Source organism: Loigolactobacillus coryniformis subsp. coryniformis KCTC 3167 = DSM 20001 (assembly GCF_002706425.1).
Lineage (GTDB): Bacteria > Bacillota > Bacilli > Lactobacillales > Lactobacillaceae > Loigolactobacillus > Loigolactobacillus coryniformis.
In genome coordinates this window covers 89,214-115,448 of sequence record NZ_CP017713.1, presented here as the reverse complement: position 1 = coordinate 115,448, position 26,235 = coordinate 89,214, and the positions used below count along the sequence as shown (strand labels likewise).

The 26,235-nt window shown below is 43.4% G+C and carries 21 protein-coding genes and 3 pseudogenes; 9 read left to right on the top strand and 15 right to left on the bottom strand.

Annotation, left to right across the window (positions count from 1 at the left end):
- Positions 1-2: 2 nt before the first annotated feature.
- Positions 3-689 (top strand): annotated as a pseudogene (locus LC20001_RS00560) (MFS transporter); the annotation flags it as partial.
- 85 nt (positions 690-774) lie between these two features.
- On the opposite strand, the gene LC20001_RS00555 reads toward LC20001_RS00560, so the two are convergent.
- The 4 genes from LC20001_RS00555 to LC20001_RS00540 form a co-directional block, all read right to left on the bottom strand.
- Positions 775-1,668 carry an IS3 family transposase gene (locus LC20001_RS00555; protein WP_010009085.1) on the bottom strand — a complete coding sequence of 298 codons (894 nt, stop codon included), beginning with the start codon at positions 1,666-1,668 and terminating at the stop codon, positions 775-777.
- The gene (locus LC20001_RS00550) at positions 1,665-2,339 is read right to left on the bottom strand and encodes a helix-turn-helix domain-containing protein (protein WP_010009086.1); all 675 of its coding nucleotides are present in this window, start codon (positions 2,337-2,339) and stop codon (positions 1,665-1,667) included. Before LC20001_RS00550 ends, LC20001_RS00555 begins: the two co-directional genes overlap by 4 nt.
- Positions 2,340-2,455: 116 nt before the next feature.
- A complete protein-coding gene (locus tag LC20001_RS00545) occupies positions 2,456-4,609 on the bottom strand; it encodes a heavy metal translocating P-type ATPase (protein ID WP_056943339.1) in 2,154 nt (717 codons plus the stop codon).
- Between the two features lie 250 nt (positions 4,610-4,859).
- On the bottom strand, positions 4,860-5,291 hold the full coding sequence (locus LC20001_RS00540; protein ID WP_002816262.1) for a CopY/TcrY family copper transport repressor: 432 nt from the start codon (positions 5,289-5,291) through the stop codon (positions 4,860-4,862).
- Between the two features lie 280 nt (positions 5,292-5,571).
- Here LC20001_RS00540 and LC20001_RS00535 point away from each other — a divergent pair.
- A protein-coding gene (locus LC20001_RS00535; protein WP_099267083.1) for an IS5 family transposase occupies positions 5,572-6,359 on the top strand; the annotation gives its coding sequence in 2 pieces (ribosomal slippage) (positions 5,572-5,839 and positions 5,839-6,359; 789 coding nt in all).
- 27 nt (positions 6,360-6,386) lie between these two features.
- Here the strand turns inward: LC20001_RS00535 and LC20001_RS00530 are convergent.
- A complete protein-coding gene (locus tag LC20001_RS00530; protein WP_003680692.1) occupies positions 6,387-7,805 on the bottom strand; it encodes an IS5-like element ISLrh3 family transposase in 1,419 nt (472 codons plus the stop codon).
- A gap of 244 nt (positions 7,806-8,049) precedes the next feature.
- Between LC20001_RS00530 and LC20001_RS00520 the strand changes: the two genes are divergently transcribed.
- Positions 8,050-8,979 (top strand): IS30-like element ISLpl1 family transposase, encoded by a 930-nt coding sequence (locus LC20001_RS00520; protein ID WP_015473476.1) that lies wholly within the window; start codon positions 8,050-8,052, stop codon positions 8,977-8,979.
- Positions 8,980-9,301: 322 nt separating this feature from the next.
- Positions 9,302-9,811, top strand: coding sequence for an HdeD family acid-resistance protein (locus LC20001_RS00515; RefSeq protein ID WP_016376044.1), 510 nt, complete (start codon positions 9,302-9,304; stop codon positions 9,809-9,811).
- Between the two features lie 177 nt (positions 9,812-9,988).
- On the opposite strand, the pseudogene LC20001_RS00510 reads toward LC20001_RS00515, so the two are convergent.
- Positions 9,989-11,167, bottom strand: a pseudogene (locus LC20001_RS00510) (IS256 family transposase).
- Between the two features lie 178 nt (positions 11,168-11,345).
- A complete protein-coding gene (gene trhA / locus LC20001_RS00505; protein ID WP_003677683.1) occupies positions 11,346-11,981 on the bottom strand; it encodes a PAQR family membrane homeostasis protein TrhA in 636 nt (211 codons plus the stop codon).
- 124 nt (positions 11,982-12,105) lie between these two features.
- Between trhA and LC20001_RS00500 the strand changes: the two genes are divergently transcribed.
- Complete coding sequence (locus LC20001_RS00500) at positions 12,106-12,624, top strand: DUF1836 domain-containing protein (RefSeq protein ID WP_003677685.1); 519 nt, start codon at positions 12,106-12,108, stop codon at positions 12,622-12,624.
- Positions 12,625-12,734: 110 nt separating this feature from the next.
- The gene (locus LC20001_RS00495) at positions 12,735-13,313 is read left to right on the top strand and encodes a DUF2179 domain-containing protein (RefSeq protein WP_003677686.1); all 579 of its coding nucleotides are present in this window, start codon (positions 12,735-12,737) and stop codon (positions 13,311-13,313) included.
- A 1-nt stretch (position 13,314) separates the two neighbouring features.
- Here the strand turns inward: LC20001_RS00495 and LC20001_RS00490 are convergent, their stop codons facing one another.
- Positions 13,315-13,932, bottom strand: coding sequence for a flavin reductase family protein (locus LC20001_RS00490; RefSeq protein ID WP_010010545.1), 618 nt, complete (start codon positions 13,930-13,932; stop codon positions 13,315-13,317).
- 192 nt (positions 13,933-14,124) lie between these two features.
- Between LC20001_RS00490 and LC20001_RS00485 the strand changes: the two genes are divergently transcribed.
- On the top strand, positions 14,125-14,871 hold the full coding sequence (locus LC20001_RS00485; protein WP_010010544.1) for a nitroreductase family protein: 747 nt from the start codon (positions 14,125-14,127) through the stop codon (positions 14,869-14,871).
- A gap of 57 nt (positions 14,872-14,928) precedes the next feature.
- On the opposite strand, the pseudogene LC20001_RS00480 reads toward LC20001_RS00485, so the two are convergent.
- Positions 14,929-16,265, bottom strand: a pseudogene (locus LC20001_RS00480) (FAD-dependent oxidoreductase).
- A gap of 178 nt (positions 16,266-16,443) precedes the next feature.
- Here LC20001_RS00480 and LC20001_RS00475 point away from each other — a divergent pair.
- A complete protein-coding gene (locus LC20001_RS00475) occupies positions 16,444-17,124 on the top strand; it encodes an EAL domain-containing protein (RefSeq protein ID WP_003677690.1) in 681 nt (226 codons plus the stop codon).
- Between the two features lie 60 nt (positions 17,125-17,184).
- On the opposite strand, the gene LC20001_RS00470 is transcribed toward LC20001_RS00475, so the two are convergent.
- The 4 genes from LC20001_RS00470 to LC20001_RS00455 all read right to left on the bottom strand — a co-directional run bounded on the left by LC20001_RS00470 (position 17,185) and on the right by LC20001_RS00455 (position 23,959).
- Complete coding sequence (locus tag LC20001_RS00470) at positions 17,185-17,829, bottom strand: hypothetical protein (protein ID WP_010010543.1); 645 nt, start codon at positions 17,827-17,829, stop codon at positions 17,185-17,187.
- A gap of 206 nt (positions 17,830-18,035) precedes the next feature.
- On the bottom strand, positions 18,036-20,747 hold the full coding sequence (locus LC20001_RS00465; protein ID WP_010010542.1) for an HAD-IC family P-type ATPase: 2,712 nt from the start codon (positions 20,745-20,747) through the stop codon (positions 18,036-18,038).
- 192 nt (positions 20,748-20,939) lie between these two features.
- Positions 20,940-22,925 (bottom strand): cation:proton antiporter, encoded by a 1,986-nt coding sequence (locus tag LC20001_RS00460; protein WP_010010541.1) that lies wholly within the window; start codon positions 22,923-22,925, stop codon positions 20,940-20,942.
- 116 nt (positions 22,926-23,041) lie between these two features.
- Positions 23,042-23,959 (bottom strand): helix-turn-helix transcriptional regulator, encoded by a 918-nt coding sequence (locus LC20001_RS00455; protein ID WP_003677693.1) that lies wholly within the window; start codon positions 23,957-23,959, stop codon positions 23,042-23,044.
- A gap of 170 nt (positions 23,960-24,129) precedes the next feature.
- Here LC20001_RS00455 and LC20001_RS00450 point away from each other — a divergent pair, with 170 nt between their 5' ends.
- Positions 24,130-24,609: a GyrI-like domain-containing protein gene (locus tag LC20001_RS00450; RefSeq protein ID WP_010010540.1), complete on the top strand. Its 480-nt coding sequence runs from the start codon at positions 24,130-24,132 to the stop codon at positions 24,607-24,609.
- A 50-nt stretch (positions 24,610-24,659) separates the two neighbouring features.
- Here the strand turns inward: LC20001_RS00450 and LC20001_RS00445 are convergent, their stop codons facing one another.
- Both LC20001_RS00445 and LC20001_RS00440 read right to left on the bottom strand, forming a co-directional pair.
- Positions 24,660-25,337 carry a GntR family transcriptional regulator gene (locus tag LC20001_RS00445; RefSeq protein ID WP_010010539.1) on the bottom strand — a complete coding sequence of 226 codons (678 nt, stop codon included), beginning with the start codon at positions 25,335-25,337 and terminating at the stop codon, positions 24,660-24,662.
- A 144-nt stretch (positions 25,338-25,481) separates the two neighbouring features.
- A complete protein-coding gene (locus LC20001_RS00440; RefSeq protein WP_003677695.1) occupies positions 25,482-26,123 on the bottom strand; it encodes a pentapeptide repeat-containing protein in 642 nt (213 codons plus the stop codon).
- Positions 26,124-26,235: the final 112 nt, after the last annotated feature.

The following is a 26,235-nucleotide window of genomic DNA, read 5'->3' as shown; positions in this document are numbered from 1 at the left end:
CTAACAATGAAAAAATTGATCAGCCAATGCATGTGCTCCACAACACCCGCTTGGGGATCAAACAACTTACGAACAACAAGGGCTTGTGGTACATTACGTTGATCGGCGCCGTCTTCACACTAACCTACATGCCTGCTGCCAGCATGTATCCACTCATGACCATGAAATACTTTCAGGGAACCGTTAGTCAGGCTGGCTTAATTGAAGCCATTTATTCAACTGGCATGCTAATCGGCGGCACTATCATTGGCCTCTTTGGTAAGTGGCAGGACCGGATGAAGCCCGTAATCATCGCGTTTTTCCTGGTTGGCATTCCAACCGGTATTAGCGGCATTTTGCCAGGTAACCAAACCGGATTTTTATGGTTCGCAGCTTTAAACATCATTGAAGGAATTGCGACCCCATTTTTTACAACGCTTTTAATGGCAATGATTCAACAAAGTTATCCAGCAGAAGAGTTAGGGCGGATTCTAGGCGTTTTGAATTCTTTGTTGAATCTAGCTGGACCAATTGGCTTAATTTTTGCCGGTCCCCTAGCTGATGTGATTGGCATTGAACGCCTATTTGTGATTGCAGGAATCGGTGCTGCCATTTGCGGGGTGGTCGCGGTGTTAATGCCAATTACCAGGCAATATGACATTAGGCTGCATCAAAAATTGGCGAAATTAACTGAGCAACCAGATAAGTAATTAACATGATGATCATAAAGAGGAGAAAGACCTGCACTAGGCCCTGTCAAGTTGACAAATGAAATAATATAAAGTTTTTGGTCACTTAGATGGCTTCATTCCAGTATTCATCCGGGGTGAGGCCATTTCTTTGTGCTGAGCGATTGTCATGATTAAAATATTCGATTCCTGATTCAACGAGCGTTATTAATTCTTGATAGGTCTTTGCTCGCGGATGACGCGCCATCCAGCGAAGTTTAAATTCATTCCACCAGCGCTCCATCGGGGCGTTATCATATGGTGTTCCTGGACGCGACATACTGCGGGTGATCTCAAATTGATTGATGAAATGATTGAACGCTCTTGAGGTATACGCCGAACCACGATCGGTGTGAATAAGTGATGGGACCTTACCAACTGCAGTAAAGGCACGCTGAAAAACCTGGATCTCAGCGGCACTCGTTTCTGTGGCGCTGAGATTGTATGCCAAGAGTCGGCGACCATATAAATCCAAGACACCACTTAAGCGGACTTTGTACTCACCATTAAGCCCATAAGTTAGTTCAGTTGAATCAGATAACCAAACTTTATTGGGCGCTGTCACTTGAAAGTTTTGCTTTAAAACATTGTCGAGTAAATATTGTTCAGTTTGTTTGGCCCGTTTATGCTTCTTTGGCCGTACTTGACAGCGAATATCAAGTTCACGCATGACCCGGCGAACTTGCTTCAAAGTTACCGGAAAATCAATTAGTTTATCCGCTTGTAAGTTAGTCAGAAGATTTCCAGCACCGATACCTTGGTGGTGAAAATCAAACCAATATTGGGTGCGTGTTTTGAGTTGTTTATTGTGCTTTTCCCATGTTGTTTCCTGTCGTCTAAGCCCTTTATGATAAGCTTGTCGGCTGACGCCGATAACGGTTAAAAGTTTCGTTACGGCACCATGATTACCTTGGCTGACTACCTTGATAGCGTGGTAAGCCAGCCGATGTGGTTTGTTCACCCCCTGCGCTGAAGTTCCTGAAATTTTTTTATGAAGGCCTCGTAGAGTTCCTTATCTGCCAGTTGTGCTTTTAGTTCTCGGATCTGGAGATTAGCCTTATCTAGTTCGGTTAATTCATGATTGGCTTTTCGATGCCCACGGTTATCTACGAGCGCTTCATAGCCGCCACTTTTAGTCTTGATCACCCAAGTACGGACCTGTTGGTAGGAGACTTGAAAGTGATCCGCGGCTTCGGTATACGAGTGTTTAGCTTTAGTCACATATTCAACGATCTTGATGCGTTCTTCAAAAGTTGTTTGCCGACTCATGGTAGGGACCCGCTTTCTAGACGGTCTGGCCGTCAAGGTTTTATCCCTATTATACCTGGAAACCCAGTTGTCGAGTTGTGTTGATGAACGTAAACCAAATTTTGTGGCTAAATCCAGCAGTGACCCTTCACCGGCCAAAAAAGCCTGAACAGCTTTAAGTTTCAATTCGTTGGAATAATGATTATTTGTGTGCGCTTCCGTGAGCCCTGCCAACCCATCACGTTCAAGGCGCGACTGCCAACGCATGAGCGTTTCTCGATGGATACCATGTTGTCTGGTAAAAGTCCCAATTGATAAACCTGATTGCTTGAATTCAGCTAACAGCGCCAACTTTTCCTGAAGCGTGTGTCTCGATCTAGGCATACAAAAATCCCCCTATGATTAGTCAGATGAATTATAGTATTTCATCTGACAACCATAAAGGGATTATCGCAACCAGACTACCAGCTGATCTTTCTCCTCTTTTTGTCATCACTTAATTACACGTTTTTAATCTTTTCACCAGTCAATCCCATCGCATTAATTGCCACGATAATTGTCGACATCGCCATGACCGCAGCACCAACGGCTGGGTCTAGAATGATTCCAATAAATGATAACACACCGGCAGCGAGTGGAATTGCGACAATATTGTAGCCTGCTCCCCACCAGAGATTTTGAACCATTTTCCGATTTGTGATTTTAGCCAAATCAAGAAAATGTAAAATATCGCTGGGTTCTGATTTAACCAACACAACATCAGCGGAATCAATGGCAACATCGGTTCCGGCGCCAATTGCAATTCCAATATCGGCCGCGGCAAGACTTGGTGCGTCATTTACGCCGTCACCAACCATGATGACGTGATTGCCCTTTGCTTGATAATCAGCAATAATCTTTTGCTTATCATCTGGTAATAGGCCTGCATGGAATTCAGTCAATCCTAGTAAGTTAGCAACGTGTTCCGCGGCTTTTGGATTATCGCCAGTGAGCATTACGGGGGTAATTCCTCGCCTCTGAAGACCACTAATTAATTCCTTAGCACCCGCTTTGATGGTGTCGCCTTCAGCAACCATTCCTTGAACTTGGGTGCCCTGCAATAGGAAGCTGACGGAATTACCCTTAGCAGCCCATTTATTAGCAGCGGCCTCGTCAAACCTGATCCCTTGCTTCGTTAAATAGTTACCATTAACAATCGTATAGTCAGTGCCATCAACATTACCGGAAATACCAACGCCCGGAATATTTTGAGACTTTTCAGCCGCAACGACTTCAATGTCCTTCGCTTGGGCTTCAGTAATGATTGCTTGGGCCAGCGGATGAGTCGAATTATTTTCAAGGGCGGCCAGTCGGCTTAATAACGTTGTTTCGTCAATCCCATCATTTGGAATCAATGCATTCACCGTAAATTTACCTTCTGTTAACGTGCCAGTTTTATCCAAGAGAACGTGGCTAACATGTTGACTTGCTTCAATGGCTTGGCGATTTCGAACTAATAGCCCATTTTGAGCGCCAATCGTAGTAGAACGAGAAACCACTAATGGAATCGCTAATCCTAATGCATGCGGGCAAGCAATCACGAAGACGGTCACCATGATCGTCATTGCAGTCGCCAATCCCTGGGGTAACCAGGCAAAGAAAGCAATAATCCCAACACCAAGTGCCGCGTAAAATAGATACTTGGCAACTAAATCAGCTTTATCTTCTGCTTTAGATTTAGCTTGCTGGGCATTTTGAACCATTTTCATTACTTGAGAAAGATAGCCGGAGTCACCAGTACCACTAATTTTAACCGTTAGCGTCCCGTTATTGTTGGTTGCACCACCAATGACCTTATCGCCAACGTTCTTGGTAACGGCAGCAGATTCACCGGTTACCAGTGCTTCATTCACGGTCGACTCCCCAGCCGTAATAACACCATCGGCTGGAATACTCTCACCTGAACGCACTTGGAAAGCTTGACCAACTTTTAAATCAGATACTGGAACTTCTTTTGTTTCACCATTATCTGTAACTAGATGGGCCGTCTTAGGCAACAGGGCCGCCATCTTTTGTAAGGCATCCCCAGCCCCCATCAATGCATTCATTTCAATCCAGTGTCCTAGAAGCATAATTAAAATCAGGGTTGCAAGTTCGAACGAAAAATTCATTACATGATTTGCCGGGTTCAAGAAGTTGTTGGCAATAAATGCGTACAAACTGTAGAAATACGAAACGGAAATTCCAAGGGTTACTAGCGTCATCATTTCAGGAGATTTATTCTGAATTTCCGCTTTAGCCCCCTTTAAAAATGGCATTCCGCCATAAAAGTAAAGTGCTGTATCAAACAAAACGATGATAATGCCAACAATTAGCGGTGAACTGAAACTAAGGATGGAAACGTTTAAACCCATGATTGGTGCTAACAGTAAAACTGGAATCGCTAAGACAACGGAGACCCAAAATTTAACTTGCAAATTCCCCATATGCATCATTGAGCCACCGTGCATCATCATGTCGGTCCCAGCCATATCCATATCACCGTGATTCATGTTCATTTGGCTGTGATCCATTTCGGCCATATCGTGATCCATATGACTCATATTTGATTCATTATTTTCCATATTCTTAGCACTCATGTTTTTCATGTTCATATGGTCCTCTTTATTTGCCATGATTATCGACCCCCTAAAAATAAGTGTGCGTAGCAAAGCGGTTAGAAGCTGGAATATAAGTTCCTTGTGTGGAAATCCCCGGGCTCGGGATTTTTCCACCAGGTTCTTATATTTAGGCTTCTGCTTTGCGGAGCACCATGCCACTATATGAATGAGAATTACGACAAAAATTCATAAGTTTCCGCCATCAGAAATCCCAGATTCTGGATTTTTGTGCAGCAATCCTAAAAGTAAACAGAACACCACAGTCTTAACACGTTTGATCACCCGGCAAGCAGTTACACTGAACTTCCTCGGGCGCTGTTTTGGCCTTTTCAGCTAGAATCGCCTGTAAGTTCGCAATATCCGCCCGTGAGAGTTCCCTTGACTGAATAACGCCGGCAATTGTTGAACCAGCCCGCATCGCACACATATGGTCAAACAAATCATCTGCCGCTGCCGCCATTGATTCCTTCTCGCCAACAACCGGCTTATACGTGAATGGTCGACTGCCGCCATGCTGCGCAACCGCCTGTTTTTGAATCAACCTGTGAAGTAGCGTTTTGGTTGTTGAAGCTGACCAGCCTTCTAATTCGTTCATAGCATCGATTAGTTCACGACTAGTCGCATGTCCCATTGTCCAAATTGCTCTCATAACCATCCATTCAGAATCGGTGATGGTTACATTCTTTGCATCCTTCAATTGGCCTCCTCCATTAATTGAATTCTAAGTTTACGTTTGTAGTCTCTTAACGCTTATTAGTTTACAACCGTAGTCACAATAATGCAACCTTTCTGCCAGAAAATACCATGACACTAAAAAAACGCCTAGATAATATTCCAGGCGTGGTTTGATACGATATGTTAAATTAATGATCTGGGAATTTTTGGCTTTCTTGTTAGTATGGTGAAATGCCTCTTAGAACCTGTCTAGTATCTGCTGAATCTGGTAGAATTGTGGAAAACCGACTGAGGAGTTTGTCATGCCAGATTATCCAAGCAATATTTCTCGCGCGCAATTTGCGTTAATACAACCTGATTTAGAAAACTTCCGCAAGCATACAAGACCGCGTCGTTATGATCTTTATGACGTATTCAATGCCATCCTTTACTCGCTTACTACAGGGTGTCAATGGCGTGAATTACCGCACGATTTCCCGGAATGGCACACTGTCTACCGCTATTACGATATGTGGCGAGATAAACCAGACCCGACAGCTGATTCGCTATTAGAAAGGCTTTTAAAAAAACTGTCGCTTCCTATCGTTTTGCACAGGGCCGATCGGCCCGAACGTCGTTTGTGATTGTTGATGCTCAAAGTGTTAAAACCACTGATTTAACGAAAAATAGTGGCTACGATGGCGGCAAAAAGATTTCAGGGATTAAGCGTCATATGGCGGTTGATATTAATGGTTTACCACAAGCCATTCTCGTGACACGAGCTAATGTATCAGATCGTTCAGGTGCATTGTCTATGCTTAGTTTGGCTAGCCAAAATTTAGAGCTGGTTCAGCATGTCATGGTTGATGGTGGCTACACTGGCAATGACTTTGCGGATCAGGTGAAGCTCATTTTGAATGCTAAGACGACGGTAGCTAAACGCAACGAGTTGCATATGTTCACGGTGTTACCGCAACGATGGATCGTTGAACGTTCATGGAGTTGGCTAGACAAATGTCGGCGACTTTGGAAAAACTGTGAACGTGCCCTTAACAGCAGTCTTCAAATGGTTGTATTGGCCTTCCTGAAGATAGTTCTTAAAAGATACTAGACAGGTTCTTAGATAGTGGCTGGTGAATTAGGCAACATTCCGGCTACCTGAAACGTGAATTTGATAGTGAATTAAGATGGATTCCTGCTTATATTTTACGAAAATCAAAATTGGTCCATTAAAAAGCCTTAGTAGCATCTTTAGATTGGCTAGATTGATCGCAATATCAATCGTCACTGCGATGCTGGCTACCGTTTTAGTCCGCACCAATGAAAGGCCCAAAGGGCCTTTCATGAAGGCAAAACCGCGTTCAATTTTCCCGCGCCGCTTCTCTGCGTTACGATCAACTTGCCGCTGCTTAGCATCCATCTTTTTAGGCTTACGTCCTAAACGTGGTCCCGACAACCTAATGCCTAGTCGTTGACAGAGCTGACGATTCTCGCGGGTACGATAAAGTGTGTCAGCTAAGATTTCATCGGGATAATAACCATGCACGTCAAAATAATGATCGATGGTTGTTGCTAAATCTTGGCTTTCATTGAACGCCTTAAAATCAAATCGTTCGATATCGATCATGCCATCGGCAATTGAAGCATCAATCTTGGGACCAAATTCGGTTCGTTGTTTGGCTTTACCACGGTTAATCGGGCGAATCCACGGTTGTGCCAAGCTAACAATCCGTCCTGGGACCCGATGGGTCCGATTTTCATACATGAACATTTGCTGGTCAAAAAGTTCACGAATCACAGCCAATCGTTTGGTTTGCCTTTCGTTAAGAGAGGCACCGTGGGCCAACAGCACATCGATATAACGTAGATCACGTCGGACATACTGGAGCTGTACTTTGATCTGCTTGCGTGTTTCCTTAGCCCAACGCCGCGGTTTTCTAGCAAAAGCGGTCCACTTAGCTTTTGCTTCACGTTTGTAGGTTCGTGGAGGCTTGATTTGCAACTGATGAGCCATGTCTAATAACATTTCTTCTAGATTGAGCCGAGCTTGATTTAGCAGCGAAGTATCTTGTGGAAAACGAATTTCAATTGGCACCGCAGTAGCGTCTGTGATCAAGACACGGAGCTCATCATCTGGCAATAAGCTTTGGATTTGTTCGCGCAAGGTATCACTGATGATATTTCGCACTAGTTCCGTTATTTGACCCATGCGTCGTCTAAAATAAACCAAGGTTGAGTGGTTGAACGGCAGGTCGGTTGTGTAGGTGTCTAGCCCGATAAAGTACTGGTAAGCCGGGGTATCACGAATAGCGGTAACGACCGAACGGTCGGTTAGATGTTCTGCTTGCTTGATCAAACTGGCACCGTAAAGCAGACGAAAGGGTTTAGCAGCGCGCCCACCCATCTCAGTAAAAAGAAGTTGATAGGCTTCATCGAGCTGTTGCCACGGGAGCATGTCGGCTAATTGAACCCACTCATTGTCGGAAGAAAGTGGCACACCAAGGCCGTTGTTAAAGGATTGAAATGACAATTGGGTAGCACGATGTCGATAAGCCATGATGGTTTCCTCCAGGAAAAATAAAAAGTGCAAGGAAAACAGGCGTTAGCCCATGTTTACTTTGCACTAATTATAATCTTTACTATTCTTTGATGCCAATAAAGCTTGCAGTTATGCTGCTTTCACCAGCCACTAGATAGTATTCGGTAGATTGTAAAATTAATCCGAACGCTGTTCGGACAAAAAAGATCAGCTTCCTTTAAAATGGTGTTTACCACAAACCCATCTTTTAGGAGCTGATCTTTTGTCTAGTATAACCTATTCCGAACGAATTAAAATCGAAACCTTTTGTGAACTAGGGCTGTCCAATATCCAAATGGGCGTTCGGCTGAACCGATCACCGTCAACAATTTCTTATGAATTATCTCGATGTCAACCTTATCAGGCTGAATTAGCACAAACAGATGCCGAATACAAGCGATCACGATGTGGTCGGAAAACTAAGCTGAGCGATGAGTTAAAGCAAAAAATTCTCAACCATTTACGTCTAAGCTGGTCACCAGGAATGATTGCTCACGAATTTAAACTAGCTACTAAATCTATTTATAATTGGCTAAATCAGGGGAGAATTGATTTCTCCTTGAATGATCTACCTGAACATGGCGTACGCCAACGGCGTAACGTTGACCAACGATCCAAATATAATCAATCTTTGGGGCGATCAATTGAACAGCGTCCCATGATGATTAATCAACGTAATCGCATCGGCGATTTTGAACTAGATACCGTCGTTGGTCCTCGTGGGCATAGTAAGGCAGTTTTATTAACTTTAATCGATCGCAAATCACGGTTCCTTTGGGCATACCGGTTAAAAGATCGGACGACAGCGACTGTTAATGAAGCACTAACTAAGTTCCTAACCACTTTTAATGGTCCGGTGCACAGCTTTACTGTGGACCGTGGCACTGAGTTTAGTGGGCTAGTATCACTTGAATCACAATATGGTATTAAGACCTATTACTGCCATGCTTATACGCCAGCTGAACGTGGTAGTAATGAACGCTTTAATCGGAATTTACGTTATTTTTATCCTAAAGGGACTCGTTTTGAGCACATTAGTGCTCAAGATTTAACGACGACGTTACTCCAAATTAACCAGCGACCGCTTAAAATACTCGACTGGCAAACACCGTATCAGGTTATGCTGACAAATTTGTCCAAAAATTCGGATTAAATTTGCAACCTACCAATAACTTAATTAAGGTATTTTGGGGCATAATGTCCTCCGCGCCTACATCATTTTAAGTTTACTAAATCAGCCCGCAATTGCGGGTTTTTTTGTATGTTTAGCGTAAGAGATAATTAATCAAAACCAGTTAACTTTTCTTTTTTTATTTATTATTTGCTTGTATAATACGGGTTAAAATCAAATTATTTTTCATAAGGTTAACCCACAAATGTAAAATTACACCGAAATCAATTTTTATAGCATTATTTAATTTACGACCAACAATCTGATGTCTATAAAAGCTGTACATTATTGGGAGGAATTTTATATGAATAAGTTATTGGACAGATTTGACCCATTTATGTTTGTCGTCGGGATCTTAAGTATTTTCGTTGCGGTCATTTCTTTAAGAAATCCCCTAGCAACCTTCAGTGCGGTAGTCGTTATTGCAGCAATTACCGCAATTTTGTCCGGGATTTACAAGTTAACCGTTCTTAGAGGTGCTTTAGAAAATTCTGGATGGGTCGTTTTTAACGCGGTCGTTGACATTATTATCGGAATTTTAATGTTGTTCAACGGAAAGTTTGGCATTCTATTTGTTGCAATTTCGTTTGCAATTATGTTCTTGATGGATTCAATAATATCGTTATGGCTTTCGAACATTATCAAGTTAGTTAACGAAAAGTATTTTATGGTTGACGTGATTTTATCCGTAATTGGCATTATTTTAGGTGTTCTTTTATTGATTTATCCCGCCTTTTCAATCTTATCAATCTATTACCTAGTAGGATTATTCTTTATGATTACTGGGATTAGTGCGATTATTCACTCAATTTAATTTACTAAATTAAATGCCGCTTCCCGTTCTGGTGACTAGACGCAGTTCGATTCTGTGTACGGGAATAAGTCCAAACATTGATGACTTTAAAAGCTAAGTCGTTTTAGGAGATGAGTTTTTGGGAGTGTCAAGAAGTTTGTGTAAATGGGAATCCCTTTCCCTTGTAAAATTAAACCATTAATCGAAAAGTGATTCTAACGTGTCTTTGACTTGACCAAATCCGCGATGGCTACGATTGAAGTACTTTTCGTTATAGCTTATGACTTGAACTCCAATGAAATTGTCTAAAGATTTTTCGTTTGGAAATTATTCCTTTGGTTTGGTCTTGCGTTTGATTCTTTTGTTCAGTGATTCTAAGATATTGGTTGAATAAATTGTTGGTCGAATGGCCGGGGGAAAACTCAGGAAAGCTAATAGTTCATTTTCAATGGATTTAAGTTGCTGGATCAGATTGGAATACGATTTCCCCCATGCACCATAAAAATCATTTAAGATCTTGTGTGCTGCAGTTACATCGGTCGCTGAATGCAACTCTTTAAAGTCATTTAAGATCGCCTCACGATCTTTTAAACGCACATGCGAACCAATATTGCGCATAACATGTACTAGGCATCTTTGAAATTTAGCTTTCGGGAAAGCGTGCAATAATGCTGGCTGCAGACCAACCATTCCATCTGCAATGATCAACTGGACTTGTTCTAATCCACGTTTTTTAAGATCTTCTGCCATTTCTGACCAAACTCCTGCATTTTCACTTGGAGCGATTCGATAATCAAGAACTTCTTTGATGCCGACAGATGTAATACCTAAAGCAATATAGACCGCTTCTCTTTGAACTGAATCGCGGCGCAAAGGTAAGTAAGTTGCATCTAAGAAAAGACAAACATAGTTTGCCTTAATAGTTCGTTGATGAAAAGCTTCAATCTGTTTTGTTACCTGAACAGTGATATTAGAAACAGTAGTAGGTGAATACTAAGCGCCATACATTTTTTCAATCAAATCTGTAATTTCACGGGTCGTAACGCCCTTGGAATAAAGCTGAATGATTGTTATTGCTAAAGCGTCCTGACGACGAGAATAGGCTGGAAGCAGGTGGTTATGAAAATGGCCTTTACGGTCACGCGGCACAGCAATTTTCAACTTACCATATTCAGAGTCAATTAAACGATAATACTGGCCATTACGAGAATTGCCAGTATTAAAGCCACTGCGGTCATAAGGATCATAACCAAGTAAGGCAGTTAGTTCAGCTTGCAAGATGTGATTAATAGCCGTTTCGAGTTGTTGACGAAAAAGTTCTTTAACATCGCCATTTGACAATAGAGTTTTGGTTAGATTTTTGGTAAACTGATCCATGGGGAATCCCTCCGTTTTGGTTTGATTTGGATGATTTAATCATACGGGGAAGGGATTCCCTTTTCAACAGGACTTTTATTCATTTACACAAACTATTTTATACTCTCAAGCATTCTGTCTCGAAAACTGAAATAAGTTTAAAATTATGTTCAAAATAACCTGAAAATAGATATTGTTGTTAAATAAACCAATAAATCGAGCAAAACATCAGGGTCGTTCCCAGCATAACTAAAAAGTGCCAAATCAAGTGTAAGTATGGAACTTTAGGAAAGCTATAGATCACGGCACCAAGCGTAAAGGTCACCCCACCGGCAACTAATAAACTAAAACCTAGTGTGCCTAAATGCAGATATAATGGGCGCATCGCCATTAAACACAGCCACCCCATCACAACATAGATCGTTGTTTCTAATTTTTGTTGCCGGGCCCCACTCAGAATATGTAGCCCAATACCGGCTAGCGCTAGACCCCAGATCGCCAGACACATCCCTAAGCCAAAGCCGCCACGGATCGCCAATAAACAATAAGGGGTATACGTTCCGGCAATCAGCAAATAAATATTACAATGATCAAAAATTTGAAATACGCGCCGGGCCCGGGTTAGTGATAAACAATGGTATAAAGTCGACGCTAAATAAAGCAACATTAGTGTGATTCCATAAATTATCAATGCTAATAATCCTGGTTCCGGCTCAGACAAACCGCGCCGAATTAATAAAACAAACATCACAACACTACCGATAAAGCCGACACCATGCGTAATTGCATTCCAAATTTCCAATACGACAACTTGATGCTTCATATTCGCAGTCATAAAAATGCCCCCTACTATTTGTTTATCTTTAACTATAGTTTACCACACGTAGACACAAAGTCTAGATGATGCAATTATTTTTTTATATGGCATAATAGAGATAAACTATCTTGGGGGAAAAATAATGGCAGAGACTGATTTCAATACTTGGTTAAGCGAATTAGCGGCAGTTCGCTTACCTGAATGGCATGAGCTTCCTGAATTTGATCTTTATATGGATCAAGTGATCACCGAAACTGATCGCTATTTACGACCACTGGGCATCGAACCATTGACCAAAAGTATGGTTAATAGCTACGTCAAACGCAAAATCGTTCATCATCCCGACAAAAAACACTACACTCGGACACATTTAGCTGAGATCATCATTGTGAGTCTGTTTAAGGCGGTATTTCCGCTGGAGGCGATCCACGCTGGAATCCAACAAGCGGTCACCACAACGAATGCGCAAACAGCCTACGATCGCTTCATTGAGCTAAGCAACACAGAACTGGCTAGCCTGGTCCAGCCAACAACGGCCTTATTTAGCGCCACTGATAGTGCCGAAGTTCTGACGCAAAAGGCAGCGATTCGTGCGATTTTATACCAGATCATCACTCAACATACGTTGCATAGCGCAACCCCAAAAGCGGCGCAAGCCTAAACTTGTGCCGCTTTTTTAATACGATTTGCTGATTGGCTGTTACCAGTTTAGAATTGGCTCATGTAGCTTTATGATATTGGTTTAGTTGTGAAATAAAGGAGCGCTCATATATGCATATTAATATCGGCTTTATCTTCTTAGTTTTCGGCATTAACGTACTTTACCTCACGATCAACACACTACGTTTGATTTTTCAAAATAAAGGGTTGATCTGGGTGGCACCCTTTTTTGGCATGGTCGAGATCACTTTATACACGATGGGATTGAATTACGTTTTAAATAGTTTGGCTAATCCGCTCTACCTAGTGGCTTACGCACTGGGTTTTGGGCTCGGGATCGGCCTAGGTATGCTGATCGATCGTTGGCTCGCCATTGGTTATGTGATCGTGCAGATCATCATTCCCCAAGGCGAAGAAAACCAAGACAAAAAAACATTGGTCCATTTATTGCGTGATGCCGGCTATGGCGTGACCGAATTTGACGGTATTGGTCGTGACGGTGCCCGGATGGTACTGGAAGTTTTAGTGCCGCGTAAAGATGAAAAAACGATTTACGATATGGTTCTGGCCTTTAATCCGCGGGCTTTTATGCTCTCGTTGGAACCAACGACCTTCAATGGTGGCTTCTGGGTCAAGCGCCTCAAGCGCCGGCGCCAATTGATTGCCCAACGCGATCGTAAAAATAAATAACTTACTGGGGCCGCGTTAGTTGATAAGTCGGTCCTAATTCAGCGTACTCGGCACCAGCTAAGCGCGCTACCGGTTTTAACGCAGCTGGTAAAATATAATCATGCGTCGCATCGAACACTTCATCAGCAAAATAAAAATCACTGACCCGCAGTACAAATAAATCAGCCATCGCCTGCCCGGTATGATCGTTGATCACTAAATGCTGATAAACCGTGGATTCAAAGCGAATTTTAGCAGCTGCTAAACCTGGTACTGCAGCTGAATGACTAGTCACCAAATCTAATTGCGTGGCAACAACTTCACTTTCAGACGCCGGTAAATTAGCCGCAGTAGCATTCATTTGCTCAACCAAGTCAGCAGAAACAATGTGCACCACGGCTTCTCCGGTTGCTAATAAATTAGCCGCAGTATCCTTCGGCTGCTGTGGTGTTTTACGCCCGATTGCTAGCGTCATCAGGGGTTCACTACCGGGAATACTGGAAAAAAAGCTGAACGGCGCTAAGTTGACCACAGCACCAGCCAAGGTGGTCACCCAGGCGATCGGCCGCGGAATAATACTACCACTGATAAATTTATATTGTTGTCGTGCCGATAGATCTTGACGCGTAAAATGATGCATTGCCTGAACCTCACATTTCTAATTGACTACAAGCGCTAATCATTTATTGCATGATCAGCCGTATATTTTTAAGCACAAGCCTAGCCTTTCTTCTTTAATTTAGCAAGCAAACTGACAGTATTATTTAGCTAAAAATGCTAAGCTTGATTCATTGTCAAAATAATCTGCATATGAATTAAGAGCTTTTACCCCATGAATACACTTGAATTACTTAATCAACATCGCTCACAACGCGATTTTACTACACAGCCAGTAAGCGCAGAAACAGTCTCACAGTTGATCACCACAGCACAACACGCATCATCAAGTATTTTCTTACAAGCCTATAGTTTTATCAGCGTTACTGACCCGGCCTTGCGACAACAAATTGCGGCGATCACCACGATGCCATTCGTTCAGCAAAACGGCCACCTACTGATCGTGATCGCTGACCAGCATCGCAATGCAACTTTAGCGCGCCAACAAGGATTAACGCCAGAACTTTTAGGCGGCGCTGACCGCTTCTTAGCAAGTGTTGAAGATGCCACCTTAGCCAGCCAAAACTTGATTACGGCCGCGGAAAGCCTAGGGTTAGGTGCCGTGGTACTCGGCAGTGTGCTAAACGATGCCGCCAAATTGATCGAATTACTACACTTGCCTAAATTAACGATGCCAGTATTCGGGTTATTAGTTGGTTATCCCAACGGACAAAACGAACTCAAGCCACGTTTACCGGAAGCGGCAGTTCATTTCACTAATGGTTATCAAGAACCAACTGCCTATACTGCTGCGTTAGCCGATTATCAGCAAACCTTACAGCAGTATTATCAAGCGCGCAGTCACAACGCTCGGCAAGCAGATTTCACTCAAGTGATCCGCGGTGCGTTGCTTTCAAAAACGCCACGGCGCGAACTATTAGCAGTACTACAGCAACAAGGTTTCCTAAATGAAGCCAATTAAAAACGTTTGGGTTAGGAATTATCCTGCCCAAACGTTTTTTAGTTTATTTAGTCAAATTCACTGAGCTTGCTTTTCCTGGGCAACTGCCATTTGCGCAACTAAGTTTAAATAATTAAACGGCTGATCATAGTTAGGCTGGAACAACATGTCCACGTAAGCTAAATTATCGATCGTATTTTGATTTTGAATGCAAACCGAGATCGTATTAGCTGATTGCGCCACTTCATGTTTACTGAATAGTTGTGCCCCTAAGATGCGGCGATTGGCACGATCATAAACCAGCACGATCGTTAACATGGCTGCATATATTCTGGCCGATAGTTCTCATGAAAAGTTACGGCTGCTGCATCAAAACCAGCTGCTTTAGCCGCACTTAAAGTCAAACCAGTCGAAGCTAAAGTGTGCCCAAAAATTGCCATTGCCGAAGTACCTTGAGTCCCCATATATTTCTGTATATGGCCAAAAATATTGGTTGCCGCCAGAATACCCTGGCGCACTGCATTAGATGCTAATGGGATGTAAGCTGATTTACCAGTTGGATTGTAATGTACCGTGCAAGCATCACCAGCCGCATAAATATCTGGATCTGATGTTTGCAGATACTCATTGGTAATAATGGCACCGCGGCGATCCATATCCACTTGACCACGCAAGAGCTCCGTATTAGCCACAAAGCCCGTACAAACGATCACAAGATCCGCCTCATGTTTTCCGGCATTAGTCTCAACAACAACTTGCTCGGCCCCACTAAAAGCCTGTGCGCGCTCATTTAAATAAACGTGTACCCCGTGGTCAGTTAACATTGCGGCGATTTTATCCGCCAAGGCTTTATCTACATAATTATTTAAAAGCTGATCACGACTTTGGATCAACGTGACTTCATGGTCCGTGTCAGCATAGCTTTCAGCTAGTTCAACCCCGACATAACCACCACCAACGATCGCCACGTGCTTATGGTTTTGTGCTGTTTTATAAATTTCCTGCGCTTGTGCATAATCTTTGCACAATAACACCCGTGAATTATCAATACCGACCAACGGTGGTACCACCACGTAAGAACCTGTGGCCATGATTAATTTATCATAGGATTCAGTGGTCAACTCTGTCGTCACCAAATCTGCGCTCGTCACCGTTTTAGCCTTAGCATCGATCTTCAAAACATCGTGCTTCATTTTTACTTTAGCACCTAAATCGCGCAACTGTTCTGGACTAGAATAAAACATGTCCTCCAAACGTTTCACCTGACCGCCTAAGTATAGCGAGATTCCGCACGATAGAAACGAAACATTATCATGACGCTCATAAACTGTGACTTCGGCTTCTGGATGTTCTTGCAAAATCTGTGTCACCGCTACCGTTCCGGCGTGCGTACAACCAACTACAATTACTTTCATAATAATTTTCCTTTCATGAAATTGTTTATTCAAAACAAAAAGCTAAACCAATATGTTCAATTTATATTATAATACGTTATAGAATAAACAAGCTATGAGAATCTAGAACATAGACCATTAGGTTACTATTGTTGAAGTGGATTTACGCTGTAACTAAGCGTATGAAAGTGAGTATACAATGTATCGTTATTTTATCCAACCACAATTAGACAAAATCAATAACTCGCTGATCGGCTATGAATTATTGATGAAAAAGTACACCACCGATGGCTGGCGACCACCACAGCATTTCTCCGATATACCAGCGAAGATCATCGCCGAAACGCTGGTAGCTACGACCAAACAATTGGCATTAAAGATCGGTTCGGTTTCCGTCAATCTCAACCGTACCCAATTAATGGATTCGCAGATCGACGAGGCAATCATCCGTTCACAAATGCAGCTGCGCCCAGTTAAATTAGTCGTCGAATTAACTGAAGAACCAGGCGATGAACACTGGCGCACCGAGCAGTTGCTGCCGATGATCGAAAACTTCACGATCCGCGGCATGGAAGTCAGTTTAGATGACGTTGGCACTGGCGAAAATCAATTAGCTCACATTGAACCACTGATTCCTTACGCCACCGAGATCAAGTTTGCGCTACAAGATTTTACCACCTCATTCCAAATGTCCGCCATGCAGCAAAAAGTAATTTTCTGGCGTGATCTTGCTGCTAAGCATAATCTACGTTTCATTTTGGAGGGTATTGAGGACGCCACGGATGACGCTACGGCTAACCAATTAAAAATCAACCTACGCCAAGGCTATTACTACGGTAAACCGCATCTATTGAAGCTACAACCAGATGACCCCGATTAAATTTAAGCGTGTGTATGTAAAATGAGCTAAACCAGTGATGGTCTAGCTCATTTTTTCAATTTATTCGTTAGCGTTGGCGATTCTTTCAGCCTTTGCGCGTGTCTGGCTGACATCTTGTTTTGCTTGCAATGCGTCACGTTCGGATTGAGTCAGTTCAGCAGATTTACTGCTAGCGGCTTTGTTAGCTGTATTTAATTGCTGCGTTAAATCAGTAATTTTAGTGTTTAGGCTAGCAATCGTTTGATTAGCAGTATCTAATTCTTTCTGCTTAGCCGTAAATTCTGCTTGTTTAGCATCAAATTCTGTCTGTTTAGCGGCTACTTTTTCATCACCTTCAGTGATTTTCTGCTGAATTTGTTGATGCAGGGAACTTGTATCCGTGTCGTATTGATTCTTTAATGTATTATATTGCTGTTGTAGCGCCGTGACTTGCGCCTTGCTATTGGTTAGATCTTGTTGCGCAGTTGTCAAGTTCTGTTGTGCTGTCGTTAATTCATTTTGTTTGTCAGTTAAAGCCGTCTTTGCGTCAGCTAATGCTTTATTTTTAGTTTGTATTTGGCCGTTGATCTTATCCAGAGCAGCGTTGATTGCCTCAACATCGGTATGCCCAGACCAGAAACTATCGGCCAATGTTTTGGTACCAAAACCTGCGAAAATCAAAGTGACTGCAGCGACTAAACCTTGCTTGGGGTCTAAGCTTAGCATTTACTTTCAGTTAGTGCAAATCGATTTTTTATAATCTTCATAATGAAAAGGTTATCGTTAATTAGCACAAAAAACCACAATTAATGAAAGCGTCATAAACAGCGATTTTATCGCATTAAAAGATTTTTTAATTATTTTTAAAGTTAGCGGTTACATTTTAATGCAAAAAAAGTTAAGCGCACTTGAAAGCACGCTTAACTCCAATATTAACGCATCGCTGAACGCCGACGATGGTCGATTAAAATTCGAATAATTTTATCGGTTTCGGTTACGATCAAGGTAACAAACCCTGCGGCAATCGCAATCCCCCACTGGCCCCAATTCATATTGCCGGTTTTAAAGACGCCTTGCATAAATGGTAAGTAAACCAATAATAGTTGTAAAGCCATTAATAAAGCAATCGTCGCGAAGGCCATCGGGTTACTCCAAAAATGACGGGAAAAGGCGAGATGCGGTGTCCGAATATTGAACAAGTAGAAGACTTTACCTAATACAATAATGTTGACGGTGATCGTGCTGGCAATAATATGCGAAACGCCACCAGCAGTCAGCCAATCGAAGGCCCACAAGCCCATACCAGCGATCAATATGGAGACATATGTCATTTGGAACACATCATGCTTATTTAATAACGACGTCCCCGTTTTACGCGGTGGCCGCTGCATGATACCTTGTTCCTCTGGCTCAAAGATAAAGGCAAACTGGATCGTGATCGCAGAAACCATGTTGATCCATAGTAATTGCGTTGGCACTAATGGCAATGGTTGTTGCATTAAAATACTAAAAGCAACGATCAACCCTTCCGCAAAACTCGTTGGTAATAAGAAAGCGATCGTCTTCTTAATATTAGTATACAGCCGCCGGCCTTCACGAATCGCTTTGGTCATCGTGGTAAAGTTATCATCGACTAGGATCATATCCGCAGCATCCTTAGCCACGTCGGTTCCTTTGATCCCCATCGCCACCCCGATATCAGCTTTTTTCAGCGCCGGTGCATCATTGACCCCATCACCAGTCATCGCGGTTACTTTACCGGTTTGCTGGTAGGCATCAATGATCGCTAACTTATTGCTTGGCGTTGTGCGGGCAAAAACATCGTAACGATTAATATTTTCGCGCAACTCTTCGGGGGTCATTTGATCCAACTCCGCCCCAGTGATCGACTGAATATCATCTGCTAAGCCTAGTTGACGGCCAATCGCAGCCGCTGTATCCGGATGGTCCCCAGTGATCATTTTTACCTTGACCCCCGCGGTCCGCATTTCTTTCAACGCTGCAATCACTTCTTCCCGTGGTGGATCAATGATCCCCACGATCCCAAGAAAGTTGATACCCTGCCGTAAAATCTCATGGGTCACTTCATTGACGTCAGCGCCAACGATTTTATGCCCCACGGCCACGACCCGCTTACCTTGATGGGTCAAATCTTGGATCACATCATTCCAATGATCTTGGTCAAAATGCGGATCAGCAGCAGCGGCCATTTCATACAGTTTATCGGGAGCACCCTTGATAAAGATCTCGTGCTGCCCTTGTTCATTGATATCTAGGCGTGCGATATAACGATAATCCGAGTCAAACGGTATCCGATCCAATTCAGTCACAGCTGGTGCTGCTGCGCCTAGGCCCTTATGGTATAAGGTCAAAAACGCACCATCCGTCGGCTCACCATTGATCACCCAGTGGCCATCTTCTTGCTGCAGCATCGTGTCGTTAGCCTCAAAACCAGCAAGCAACAACTTGGATAGCATAACGTCCGTATCCATTTCAACCGGCTGCTGGTCCAACAAGATTTGTCCTTCCGGCGCATAGCCGGTCCCGGTAACATGGTAATGATGGCGCTGTGTGATAATATCCTGCGCCGTCATTTCATTCTTAGTCAACGTCCCCGTTTTATCGGTGGCGATCACATCGACTGCTCCTAAAGTTTCCACTGCCGGCAGTGTTTTAACGATGGCATTATGCTTCGCCATTTTATTGACACCCATGGCTAAAATTACCGAGGTCGATGCCGGCAATCCTTCCGGCAACGAACCAACCACCATGGTCACCACGGCTAAGGCTAGTGTCGGCAAGGCATAGAGGTTGATCCACCAACCAAAGACAAATAAGGCGATCGCGATCCCGATAATAAAATACGAGATCCATTTACCTAAATCGTCTAATTCCTTCATCAATGGCGTCTTCGCAGCCTTAACATTGCTGACGTCATCAGCGATCTGGCCTAACTCAGTATCATGGCCAGTTGCGACCACGATCCCAGTGGCACTACCATTAGTCACCGCCGTACTGGCATAGGCCATGTTAGTCCGCTCAGCTAGCGGTGTGCGTGCATCGGTCAACGGTGCAAAAGTTTTCAGCACCGAATCGGCCTCACCGGTCAGCGCAGCTTCTTGGATCCGCAAATTATCGGCATCCAGCAAGCGCATATCTGCTGGCACGTTATCGCCGGCTTCTAAATAAACGATATCGCCGATCACCAGCTGGCTAGCCGGAATATCGGTGCGCTGTCCGTCGCGAATAACCGTTGCTTCGGTAGACAGCAGCGACTTAATTTTTTCTAGTGAATTACTAGCATTGACTTCTTGAAAATAACCAATCAGTGCGTTAATGATGACGACTAAGCCAATAACGATCGCATCAGAATAGTGTCGCAGTAGCAACGTTAACGCCGCCGCAAACAACAGAATATAAATGATCACATTATTGAATTGCCGCAAAAACATCACCCATTTGGGGGTAACGTGCGCAGTCAATTCATTGGGGCCATTTTGTGCTAAAAGTTTACTCGCAGTGGTTGCGCTAAGTCCTTGTTCGAGATTGCTGTCGAACTTAGTCACCACCTGCGTTTCGCTTTGCGTAAATAGCGGCGCCGGTCCAGGTTTCGCATCGGGTGGAACAGTTGGTTGTTTTTCCATGAAGTACATCATCCTCCGTATTCTTTGCGTTAAAAAAGCGGCTAAACTAGCGCTAAAAACTAACTTAGCAGTATTTCTTGATAATTCAGTATAGCATAGGCAGAAATCGTTGCGAAAGTATTATTACTTAAATCTTATGTGCAGACCCGGTTTTAATTGAGTGTCACTATTCAGTAAACTACGCAATAACTTTTAATCCCGATCACGACTATTTTGCATATAAACAATTTCATCATATGAAATCTGTTCGCGTAGTGCGCTGGCGGTGGCATGGTCGATCTGTTGATCACGCACCTGATTTTCAACGTAATCATATTCATATTGAAATGCCGCGATGAAGAGATGAGTTTGCGCTTGATTCGCGGTTTCCGAATTACTAAAACGGCGGTGGCGCACATTATAAGTGCGCCGCACCAGCGAAATTGCGGCATAGTTTTCTGGTGTCGTCTGCTGATTCAAAAAGGTACTAACTGCGTTATAACCATATTCTTCAACCACGACCATTTGCTGTCGTTGCTGCTTCAACTGATCGATCGTTAATGCACGCTTGTGCTGTATCTGTGCGTAATTTTGCTTCTTTTTGAAAAAGCGGCTACGAAATTTAAAAATCAATTTAAGTCGCGTAAACCATAAGCGCCAAGCTGAATGCTGCGCCATATAGTTACTGGTCGTCAAAAAGCGTTGGTACCACGCTTCCATTTCTGGCGTTAAGTCACCGCGTTGTTTCAGTTCTGCTATTGCAGCTTGTTCGGCCGCTTCAGCTTGAGTAAAAATTGCTGCGACCTGCTGTCGCGCTGGCCGTGTCGAATCTTGTTTTTGCCGGTACAGCGTTCCTAAAACTGCTTGCTGAGCAACTGAATCCGCATCAGGATTATTTTTCAATTGCATGATCGCGTATTCCAACATATCATTACGCACCAAACGCAAATTGATCGGCGCTTTAGTCGGCTGTGGTTTAGGCACTAACCAAGGCATGACAAAAGTGGGCACAAGCAGGCTAAATAAGATCACACTAGCAGCGACAAAGATAAGTTCATCCCGCAGCGGAAAAGCTTTTCCAGCCACTGTAAATGGCAATGACAGTGCCAAGGATAACGTCATCGTTCCGTGAATGCCACCGGTAGCGATCAATGCACTGATCGTCCGTTTTGACAATGAACGACTAAATACTTTAACGAAGCCCAAATAAACCCAGCCAAAGCGCAGCGCCCACGCAACTAAATAGATCAGCAAGGCTAGCCCAAGCAAAATGAAAAACTGCTCTGTATGTTGCGTACTCAACGCGTAAATAACTGTCGGTAGCGTTAAGCCTAGCAAAACAAAGACGAAGCCATTCAAAATATCACTAATGATCTGCCAAGTTGTCTGCGAAACAAATTGCACTTTAGTTGAAGTCAACTTTAAATGGTCCTGCTCGATGCCATGGATCAGCCCCGCAGCCACCACCGCTAAAATACCGGATGTGCCGATATGCTCAGCGATAAAATAAACCACAAACGGCGTTAAAATCTGAATCGGCAATAGAATTTGCACCGCACCAATATTTAAATGCCGCAACAGAATCCGTAAATGGACAATCAGATAACCTAACACCGCACCGACCAACAAGCCACCTAAAAAGACATACAGAAAGTCAGTGATCCCCTGACCAAGCGAAAAATGACCAGTTCGGAAAGCAGCCAAACTTAACGCTAAAGCAACGATCCCTGTTGCATCATTAAATAGTGACTCATTTTCCAACGTATTCATGATTCGTTTGGGCAACGAGATACTAGCCGTGATCGATTTTACCGCCACTGCATCGGTTGGACTGACAATTGACCCTAACGCAAAGGCTAGCGGCAGCGTAAACAGTGGTAATAAGGCGTGAATACTGAAACCTAAAACTAAAACGGTCACCACAACTAAAGTGATTGCTAAGGATAACGTTGTGCCTAAATTACGCGATAAACTGCGCCGTGACGTATTTTGCGCATCATTGAACATCAGCGGCGTGATGATCGCGTACAGAAAAATCGATGGATCAAGTTGATAATGATGGTATAACGGTAATAAGGTAAACAGCAAGCCCATGCCGATCTGATAGAATGCTAAGGGAATTTTTGAATAGAGTCCGTATAAAATATTGGCGGCCACCACCGCACCTAATAGTAAAACGATCGCAAAAACAGCTTCCACAATTCCAGCCCCTCAATCAAGGTTATTTACAGCTAACCGCCCTTTGCCAATTAAAAAAGCACGCTACGGCAGCCCAAATTATACCAAAAAAGCACACAACGCATGGTAATCAGGCTTCAATTATCCCGATACAGTTGATTCACCTGCGCTAAATAAGTTTTGAAGCCACTGCGAAAAGCCGCCCCACTCATAATTTTGACCTTATTTCCGAGCGACAAAATAAAGCGATAAGCAGATTCGTTATTTGGTAGAGTCAGCGTTGCCGCAAAATGGCCGTCTGTCAGCTGTTTGATCGCCGTACTACCATAACGTTCCGCAAAAACATCGCGCACACTATTGGCCGCGCGAACGGTGATCGTCGTTAGCTCGGCGTGGGGAAACTTATTGCTAAAGGCCAGCTGCGCCATTGGCAGCGACCGCGGCACAAATTCAGCGGTCAAAACCTGTACTGACTCCATCCGCGCTAGGCGGAAGGTACGGAAATCCTGACGTTCCACGCTATAGCCCTGCAAATACCAACGGTCACCTTTATAGGCCAAGCGGTATGGCTCAACCTGGCGCTGACTTAACTTACCGTTACGGTCACTGTACATAAATTCGACTAACTGATGTTGCTTGATGGCCTGGCTAAATTGCTGCGCTAATGCTTTGATCTCTGCCGCCCCTTGCCAATTCACATCTTGGATCAAAAGTTCAGTAAACTCGTCAGTACCGTACATCGCTTGTAACTTCTGCACAGTTGCTTTGATCTCTGGCGTTTCGATCAATGTCTGCACGCTGGACAACGCCGTTAGTAGATTGCGTACATCACTAGCCGTTAGAAAATTTTGGGCGATTTTATAGTTGGGTAATAAGCCGATGCCACCATTGCGCCCACGGGTCGTATAAACTGGTAGGCCCGCCATACTTAACGCCTCAACATCCCGATAGATCGTGCGTTCAGTGACTTCCAATAACGTCGCTAGCTCCCGCGCTGAAATCAATTCTTTGCGCAATAAAATCAGCATAATATTGATCAAACGACTGATTCGCATCTTTTTGCCACCTTTTCATAAAATATGACAGCTTTTTGTCAGGTATTACCTGTTATTCTACTACACATGAGCTTAACTTTAGCCCTAAAATTTTTAAAGTGACGCGTAGCAGCAATTTAGCGGGCAACATCAAAAATCCCGTGCTGTACGCTAACAGAAAGAAGGATATCATGACACAAAACTATACGATCAAACAATTCCCCACGGTAACGATCACCGGCTACGCAGCACAACTCCCTTTACCAACTATGGCTAATATTCAAGAAGTTTCTACCTTAAAAAGCCACCATTTTATGACCTTAGCCCAAAGCGGCCAATTTGGTGAACTAATGAGCGCTAGTCGCGATAAAATTGGCTACGCCCTTAGTGGCGTGACCGATGAACAACTCGAATATTTTGCCGGTGCCAATACAACAGTGACACCCACAGCTGCAGAAACACGTACTGTACCTGCTGGTGATTACGTTGTCCTAACTGGCCAAGGTGGCCCTAGCCGCCAATTATTCGATCAACTGATCGGCCAATTTTTCAGCAAAATTTTACCAGAAAACCCGCAACTCTATAAGGAAGACAGCTTTGTGATCGAAGCTCTGCTGAACGGCAATCCCGCTGATGCTGTTGTTGAATTGCGCATTCCGGTTAGCAAATAATAAAAAAAGTAGCCACCAAATTTCAACTGAATTGGTGACTACTTTTTTAATTAGCCTTCATTTTTAACGCAGGCTTCAAGCATACGCAATGAACGTAACCAATTACGTTCCATTTGTTCCCGTGCAGCGACCGCATCATCAGCAGCGATCGCCATAATGATCTCATTATGCTCGCGTACCGCGTCTGGCTGTTGCACGTTCAACTGATCTAGATAAAAATTCTCGATCCGTTGTGCGTGGGCATTGACCAGCTGGGAAAATTCACTGACGTACTGATTAGCAGCGACTTGCAAAATAAAGTTATGGAAGTCGTTATCAGCAACTAACACCGCTTGTGGCTGATTTTGTTGCTGAGCCTGTTCGTAACGCTGATTTAGCGCAGTTAGCCGTTCTAATTCAGTCGCCGTGATCTTAGTCGCAGCTAGTTCAGCCGCCAAGCCTTGTAACGCTGCCAGTGGTCGATAAATTGCGCTGATCTGATCAGTAGCGACAGCCGTCACACGCGTTGCACTTCGCGGAATCATTTCGACAAACTCCTGCGTTGCCAGCAATTGTAACGCCTCACGCACGGGTGTCCGACTGACCCCAAATAAGGCAGCAATCGCTTGATCAGAGATTTTCTCTTGCGGGGCTAATGTCCCAGTGATGATCCAAGCACGCAATTGCTGATAAACACGATCTTTTGCGTTTAATTTAGATGAACTGGAAACTTTTTTCGGTAATGGCATATTCAAGTCCTTTCATATGTACAGTATCCGTGATTGTATATTAGTACTTATCTATACAGGGTGGTCGCGGATATTTTTGCAGTGCCAAGCACCAGATTTAGGCTTAGCTGATATATCAGATTATAGTCTTTTTCTGAATCAGACTCAAGGCTCATCGTTGATCGTTACCCCTAACGCCAATGCTAAATCTAAAGCTTGCTGCGGCGAAATAATCATCCCGCGCAACAAGTCTAAACTATAACTAATACCACTAGTTTCGTTATGGCTAAAATCCAGCGCCTTCAAACGCGTATGTAAAAAATTGGCGTGGGTCAACTGACAGTCAGTAAAACTAAGTGACTGCCAGTTGACTTCACTAAAGTCCAATTCACTCAGGTCTGTTTGTGTAAATTGGACGTGGCGCAACCGTGCTCCGGCCAAGCTCAAATAGTCCGCCTTGCAATTGGTGAAGCTAAGTTCATTAAAAACCGCGCCCGCAAAGTTGCTACCAGTCAACTTACAATCATCAAATACTACCCGTTTGAAACTAGCTTCGATCATTTCCGAATTTAAAAATGTACAGTGTGTAAAAATCACATCTTGTAATTCAAAGCGTTCAAAATTAATTTGATCAAACGTGACGTGGTCAAACTGCACACCTTTAAAATAAACGCCAGTAAAAACCTGCTCACTGACGTGCTGATTTTCTAAACGTACATTTTGAATAAAGGCTTCATTACTTAAATCAAGCGTGCCCAGCGGCAAGTCTGCCGCTAAACGCGGTGCCGTAATTTTTGGTTGAACCATGGCGTGATCGCTCCTATTTCACTATTAAAGTTAATTAATCAGCCAAGTCCGCTAATTAATTTCTGATGTTACAGTTGGTGTCCATTCAACTATGGTGAAAACCACCAAGTTG